The organism is Salipiger sp. PrR002, assembly GCF_010500775.1.
Classification (GTDB): domain Bacteria; phylum Pseudomonadota; class Alphaproteobacteria; order Rhodobacterales; family Rhodobacteraceae; genus Salipiger.
This window is the reverse complement of sequence record NZ_JAAGOU010000003.1, coordinates 292,814-299,378: the sequence shown is the minus strand read 5'-3', so window position 1 is coordinate 299,378 and position 6,565 is coordinate 292,814. Positions and strand designations below refer to the sequence as shown.

6 protein-coding genes are annotated in these 6,565 nt (G+C 63.5%); 4 read left to right on the top strand and 2 right to left on the bottom strand.

Features of this window, described 5'->3' with window-relative positions:
- Both G0A00_RS26335 and G0A00_RS05415 read right to left on the bottom strand, forming a co-directional pair.
- The coding region (locus G0A00_RS26335; RefSeq protein WP_203595281.1) for a hypothetical protein at positions 1 to 301 on the bottom strand (301 nt) is incomplete at its 3' end.
- Positions 302 to 416: 115 nt separating this feature from the next.
- Positions 417 to 1,112, bottom strand: coding sequence for a GntR family transcriptional regulator (locus G0A00_RS05415; protein ID WP_164182403.1), 696 nt, complete (start codon positions 1,110 to 1,112; stop codon positions 417 to 419).
- A 240-nt stretch (positions 1,113 to 1,352) separates the two neighbouring features.
- On the opposite strand from G0A00_RS05415, the gene G0A00_RS05410 reads away from it, so the two are divergent.
- The 4 genes from G0A00_RS05410 to G0A00_RS05395 all read left to right on the top strand — a co-directional run bounded on the left by G0A00_RS05410 (position 1,353) and on the right by G0A00_RS05395 (position 6,549).
- Complete coding sequence (locus G0A00_RS05410) at positions 1,353 to 2,372, top strand: TRAP transporter substrate-binding protein (RefSeq protein WP_066104880.1); 1,020 nt, start codon at positions 1,353 to 1,355, stop codon at positions 2,370 to 2,372.
- 121 nt (positions 2,373 to 2,493) lie between these two features.
- Complete coding sequence (locus G0A00_RS05405) at positions 2,494 to 3,300, top strand: TRAP transporter small permease subunit (RefSeq protein WP_164182402.1); 807 nt, start codon at positions 2,494 to 2,496, stop codon at positions 3,298 to 3,300.
- A gap of 5 nt (positions 3,301 to 3,305) precedes the next feature.
- Positions 3,306 to 4,901, top strand: coding sequence for a TRAP transporter large permease subunit (locus G0A00_RS05400; RefSeq protein WP_203595280.1), 1,596 nt, complete (start codon positions 3,306 to 3,308; stop codon positions 4,899 to 4,901).
- Positions 4,902 to 5,058: 157 nt separating this feature from the next.
- Positions 5,059 to 6,549 carry a UxaA family hydrolase gene (locus G0A00_RS05395; protein WP_164182401.1) on the top strand — a complete coding sequence of 497 codons (1,491 nt, stop codon included), beginning with the start codon at positions 5,059 to 5,061 and terminating at the stop codon, positions 6,547 to 6,549.
- The last annotated feature ends 16 nt before the right edge of the window (positions 6,550 to 6,565 follow it).

Here is a 6,565-nt window from a genome sequence, read left to right as displayed (position 1 = left end):
TCGTCTGCGCTGGCTCAGCTTGCCGCCTCGCCGCCGCCCCGTCTGGCGTCCCGCCTAGCGCCTCAGCGCCGCCGGTGAGGGGGCTTTTACGGATACCCACCAGGACCCGCAAGCGGTTTTTCGAAAGACCCGTGAAGTTTTTGCGAAATTCGCCAAAAACAGCATGAAAACAGAGGCTTAGAGCGCGAATTTTTGCCGACTGCCCTTCGCGGCGTAGGGTGCCGCAGGGTGAGCAAACCGCCCAAGGGACAAGATATTGCGCCGCCCACAGAGTTATCAACAAGGTGGTGAAAAGCAGCACCCGAGTCACGCCAGACTCACCCCAGACTCGGGCCGGAATCGCGAAACCGGATAGGCACAATCCATGCACAACGTATGCACACCCCATGCGCATGAGGTGCGACGTGCAGGGGAGCTTACCCCCCTGCCCCACCCGCAGCGGTGTTCTCGGCCTCGATCGCCGCCGAGATGTCTTCGGCGAGATTGGCGAGGTGCTGGTCCAGCGCCGCATCGACCGCCCTAGGGTCACGGGCGCGCAGCGCATCCATAATGGCGCTGTGATGCGTCACCACCCGCTCGCGGTTGCGCCGCATGGTCGCCGACAGGAAGCGCGCGCGCCAGAGCCGGGCGAGATAGGCGTGATGGGTTTCGGCCAGCGCCTCATTATGTGCGGCCTCGGCGATCAGCCGGTGAAAGGCCATGTCCATCTCGAAGAGGTCGAGCGCATCCACATGGTCATAGGCGTCGGCGATCTTCTCGTTGAGCTCGGCGAGACGGTCGAGGTCTTCTTCGGTGGCGCGCTCGCAGGCGATCTGCGCCGAGAGCTTTTCCAGCGCCAAGAGCACCACGACCTGATCGTGCACTTCTTTGACGGTGGGCCGCGCCACGATCGGGCTGCGGGCCGGGCGCAGCACCACGAGACCTTCCTGCGCCAAAATCCGGATCGCTTCGCGCATGGGTGTGCGGCTGACCCCAAGGTCGGCAGCATTGTCGCGCTCTTTGATCGCAGTGTCCGGCGGCAGCTTGCCACGCAGGATATCACGGCGCAGCTGGGCGGCGATCTGCTCGGCCAGAGTTGCTTCGGCAGCGCTCTCGGCGGGGATGTCGGGCATGTGGGCCTCTCAGTCTCAGCCTTGTCGGCTCGTTATCATGCACTCCGCGCGCGGAGCCATGTGGATTTAGACCGGGGTCCCTCTGAGGGGAAGGAGACCTACTCTTTTCCCATCTGGTATACCAAAAATTGTTGATTGTCGATCCCACGTTGGGTTAGCTTCGATTCCAGATGGTATACCATCCGACACTGTGAGGGAGTGTCGACACCGGGGGAAGACCCCATCACTGGGAGGAAAGACATGAAAGTGAAAACCCTGCTGAAGGCTGCAACTGCGGCCGCGGTTCTGGCTGGCCCGGCGCTGGCACAGGACGTGACCCTGCGCATCCAGACGCACTACAACCCCGAGCAGACCTCGGGCAAACTTGCCGCGCAATTCGTCGACGACGTCGAAGTAATGTCGGGCGGCGCGATCGACATCGAGATGTTCTACGCCTCCTCGGTTGTGGCGACCGTCGAGACCTTCGACGCGGCAGCCAACGGCATTCTCGACTGCGACATGACCGGCGGTGCTTACCAGACCGGCAAGAACGCTGGCTTCCAGTTCGTCGGCGACATCATGGGCGGCTATGACACCCCCTACCAGCAGCTGTCGTGGCTGTATTACGGCGGCGGCCTCGAGCAGGCACAGAAACTCTATAATGAGTTCGGCATGCAGCTCATCGGCTGGTGGGTCTACGGTCAGGAATCGCTGGTCTCTTCGACCCCGATCACCGGCCCCGACGATCTGAAGGATTGGAAATTCCGTTCGCCCCCGGGCATGGAAACCGAGATCTTCGCAAACCTCGGCGCATCGCCGATCGTGATGGACTTCACCGAAGTGTTCACCGCGATGGAAACCGGCATCATCGAAGGCACCGACTATTCCGGTCTGGCCAACGACGAGTCGATCGGCCTGTTCGATCTGGCCAAACACGCCACCTACCCCGGCTTCCACTCGATGCCGTCTGACCACCTTGCGTGCAACAAGATGGTCTGGGACGGTCTGTCGGACCAGAACAAGCGCATCATCGAAACCGCGATGGAAAAGCTCGCGCTGCGCTCGGCTCTCTACTTCGAGAAGGCCAACAACGAAGCAGCCGCACGTCTGACCGAGGCGGGCGTCACGCTGCATGACTGGACCGCAGAAGATCGTGCCACCTTCCGCGAAGCCGCGCAGTCGGCGTGGGACGTCTGGGCCGAGAAGTCGCCCGAAGCCAAGGCGCTTGTGGAAAGCCACAAGGACTACCTGGGCCAGCTGGGTCTGATCTCGGCGGAATAAGGACGGCTTTCGCGTCCTGATCCGTGACAGGCAGAGCGGCGGGCCCAGACCCGGGCCCGCCCTTCTTGTTTCATCCTTGTCACATCGACCCTGACATCCCCTCCTCCGAAAGGGTTAACCAATGTCCAATCAAAGCCTCTGGCTCGGCTCGCTACGCGGCCCGGTCCGGCTGCTGGCCCTGATAAGCACCGGGCTTGCGCTGGCCGTGTACGCCTGGCTCGTGCTCAGCCAGTTCATCTCTGCCGAACCTGTCGGCATGTACGAAATGCTCCGCCCCGCAGGCCGCCCGATGGTGTCGGTGATGCTGTGGGCGCTGTTCGCCGCGCTGCTGTTCGGCTCGCTCTATCTGTCGGACACCCGCGGCTCGATCGAGATCGAGCCCACCGGCCCGCTCGACATCCTGTCGCTGGTGCTGTCGCGCCTGTCGATGATCGCGATCATCGCCATCGTGCTGGTGATGTTCTACGAGGTCGTGGCCCGCTACGTCTTCGAAAAGCCCACGCTCTGGGCCAACGAACTGTCGCTGTGGATCGCGTCCTTCGTGTTCCTGTTCGCCGGGCTCTATTCCATGCAGCAGCGCAGCCACATCCGCATCTACATCATCTATGACATGATGCCGCGCTGGATGCAGAAGCTGGCCGACGTGATCTCGGTCTCGCTGATCTGGGTGTTCTTCTTCTGCCTGCTCTGGGGTGGCTACAACGAAGCCATGCAGAAGCTTGGCCGTATGGAGACCTTTGGCACCGCGTGGGACCCGCCCCTGCCGGCGACGCTGAAGATCGGCCTCATCATCATCATCGGCCTCGTGGCGCTGCAGGCGCTCTCCAACCTCATCGCGGATTGGAACAAGGCCCCCGAACACCACTCGCCCGCGGACGAGATCGACCAGACGGAGATTGAAAACATCCGTCGCACGCTGGAGGACTGACTTAAATGGTGGATATCGGCACACTCAGCCTGATCCTGCTGCTGGCAATGTTCGCATTGCTGGCGATCGGGATGCCACTGGGCTTCGCCTCCGCCTTTCTGGCAGTTGCGACGCTTGTGATGAAATTCGGCCCCGATCTGCTGTTCGGGCGCTTCGGCATGGGACCCTTTGCGGTGCTGGGTCAGGCGGTCTATCGGCAGATGGTGAACTACGTACTGATATCAGTACCCTTGTTCATATTTATGGCCTCACTCCTAGAACGCTCGGGCATCGCGCGGGACATGTACAGCTCGCTGAACGTGTGGCTGTCGCGGACCCGGGGCGGCATCGCCTTCGTGACCTCGATCATGGCCGTCATCATGGCCGCCATGTCGGGCATCATCGGCGGCGAGGTGGTTCTGCTGGGCCTCATTGCGCTGCCGCAGATGCTGCGCCTTGGCTACAATCAGAACCTCGCCATCGGCACGATCTGCGCGTCCGGCTCGCTTGGCACGATGATCCCGCCGTCGATCGTTCTGATCTTCTACGGGCTCGTCACCGAGACCTCGATCAAGGCGCTGTTCACCGCGTCCTTCCTGCCGGGCTTCATGCTGGCCTCGTTCTTCATGATCTACATCTTCATCCGCACCCGGATGAACCCCGACGAGGCCCCCCTGCCCCCGGCAGATCCGGACGCCCCGGCGGGCAGCGAGAAAGCCCTGATGTTCCTCGGCTTCCTGTCGCGTTTCGGCATGTGGATCGTGGCCGTGCTGACGCTGCGCGCACTGTTCTTCACCGTCACCGGCGCCAACACCGTGACCGAGGGCGTGGACCCGATCCCGCTTGGCATGGTGTCGGACATCCCGTGGCTGATCGGCGCGCTGGTGGTCTTTGCCATCGTGGTCTTCTTCATCGTCGGCCGTGAGCGCACCGCCGTCGGCTGGGAGATGGGCAAGGGCCTGATCGCGCCCACCGTGGTGATCGGCGTCGTTCTGGGCTCGATCTATGGCGGCATCACCGGCATCACCGAGGCCGCGGGCATGGGCGTGGTGGCGGTCTTCGTCATCGGCCTGATCCGCCGCGAGATGAGCTTTGAGGTGGTCTGGGATGCGGTCATGCGCACGCTCAAATCCACCGGCACGATCATCTGGGTGACCATCGGCGCGGCAGCCCTCGCGGCGGCCTACACGCTGGCGGGCGGCCCGAGCTATGTGGCCAACCTGATCGTCGGCTCGGACCTGCCCACCATGGGGATCATCCTTGTGATGATGTTCATCTTCCTGATCATGGGGATGTTCATGGACTGGGTCGGCATCGTGCTGCTGATCATGCCGGTGTTCCTGCCGATCGTCATGCGCCTGCCCCCCGAGGAAATCGGCTGGCTCGGCCATGTGGACAGCAGCTATATCGGCATCTGGTTCGGTGTGGTGTTCTGTATGAACATGCAGGTGAGCTTCCTGTCGCCGCCCTTCGGCCCCGCGGCCTTCTATCTGAAGTCCGTCGCCCCGGCGCATATCTCGCTCACCGACATCTTCCGCGGCTTCCTGCCCTTCATCGGTCTGCAGCTTCTGGCGCTGCTGGTGCTGCTGGCCTGGCCGCCGCTGGTGACGCTGTTCCTGTAACGCGACCTTTTCGGAGGGGCGGCCAAGCGCCGCCCCTTCGCTTGACCCTCCGGCATCGGAGGCAGAGAGTTTCCCAAAGACCCCGCTGGCGCCGAAGATGCGCCGCCCGGCCTTTGCCCGACACCCCACACAGCCGCTCCATGGAGCATATGCCAAGATGAAAACCGTCCGTCTTTCCGAACATGACAACGTCGTCACCGCAGTCGTCCCGCTCGAAGTGGGCGACGAGGGCGCGACCACGCTGATCCCGCGCGGCCACAAGATGGCCACCACCGACATCGCCAAAGGCGCGCCGGTGCGCAAATACGCCCAGATCATCGGCTACGCCGCCGAGGACATCCCGGCAGGCGCGCATATCCACACCCACAACCTCGAGTTCCGCAACGTCGAGGCCGACTATGAGTTCGGCACCAACCTGCGCCCGGTCCCGCCTGCCACAAAGCAAGACACCTTCATGGGCTACCGCCGCTCGACCGGCCGGGTCGGCACGCGCAACTACCTTGCGATCCTCACCTCGGTGAACTGCTCGGCCACCGCCGCGCGGATGATCGCGCAGCATTTCACCCCCGAAAAGCTGGCCGCCTACCCCAATGTCGACGGTGTTGTCGCCTTCGTGCATGGCACCGGTTGCGCCATGGGCGGCGACGGCACCGGCTTTGAGTTCCTGCAGCGCGTGCTCTGGGGCTATGCGCGCAACCCCAACGTCGGCGGCGTGCTGATGGCGGGTCTTGGCTGCGAAGTGATGCAGATCGACTGGCTGGTGCAGGCCTATGGGCTGACCCCCGGCCCGCTGTTCCAGAAGATGAACATCCAGGACGAGGGCGGGCTGCGCAAGACCGTCGAACATGGCATCGCGCAGGTCGAGAAGATGCTGCCCGAGGTCAACAAAGCCACGCGCAGCGAATGCCCGGCCTCGGAACTGATGGTTGGCCTCGAATGCGGCGGCTCGGATGCGTGGTCGGGGATCACCGCCAACCCCGCCGTCGGCCATGCCTGCGACCTGCTGGTGGCGCAGGGCGGCACCGGCGTGCTGTCGGAAACCCCCGAGATCTACGGCGCCGAGCATCTGCTCACCGCCCGTTCCACCACCCCCGAGATCGGCAAGAAGCTGATCGACCTGATCCACTGGTGGGAGGATTACACCGAGCGCAACGGCGGCTCGATGGACAACAACCCCTCGCCCGGCAACAAGAAGGGCGGGCTGACCACCATTCTCGAGAAATCCCTCGGCGCGGCGTCGAAGGGCGGCACCACGCCGCTGATGGGCGTCTATAAATACGCCGAGCCGGTCACCGCGAAGGGTTTCACCTTCATGGACAGCCCCGGCTACGATCCCGCCTCGGTCACCGGGATGATCGCCTCGGGCTGCAACCTCGTGTGTTTCACCACCGGGCGCGGCTCGGCCTTTGGCGCGAAACCCTCGCCGACCATGAAGGTCGCCTCGAACAACGAGCTTTATCAGCGCCAGACCGAGGATATGGACGTGAACGCCGGGCGCATCCTCACCGAGGGCGCCTCGGTCGAAGAGGTGGGCCGCGAGATCTATGAGATGTGGCTGCGTATGGCCTCGGGCGAGCAGAGCAAATCCGAAGCGCTGGGGCTTGGCGACTATGAGTTCGTGCCCTGGCAGGTCGGCGCGGTGATGTAAGCCCGCGCCTTCCTCA

Coding starts and splice junctions, on each gene's coding strand:
- G0A00_RS05415 (WP_164182403.1), bottom strand. CDS start 1,112: ATGCCCGACATCCCCGCCGAGAGCGCTGCCGAAGCAACTCTGGCCGAG.
- G0A00_RS05410 (WP_066104880.1), top strand. CDS start 1,353: ATGAAAGTGAAAACCCTGCTGAAGGCTGCAACTGCGGCCGCGGTTCTG.
- G0A00_RS05405 (WP_164182402.1), top strand. CDS start 2,494: ATGTCCAATCAAAGCCTCTGGCTCGGCTCGCTACGCGGCCCGGTCCGG.
- G0A00_RS05400 (WP_203595280.1), top strand. CDS start 3,306: ATGGTGGATATCGGCACACTCAGCCTGATCCTGCTGCTGGCAATGTTC.
- G0A00_RS05395 (WP_164182401.1), top strand. CDS start 5,059: ATGAAAACCGTCCGTCTTTCCGAACATGACAACGTCGTCACCGCAGTC.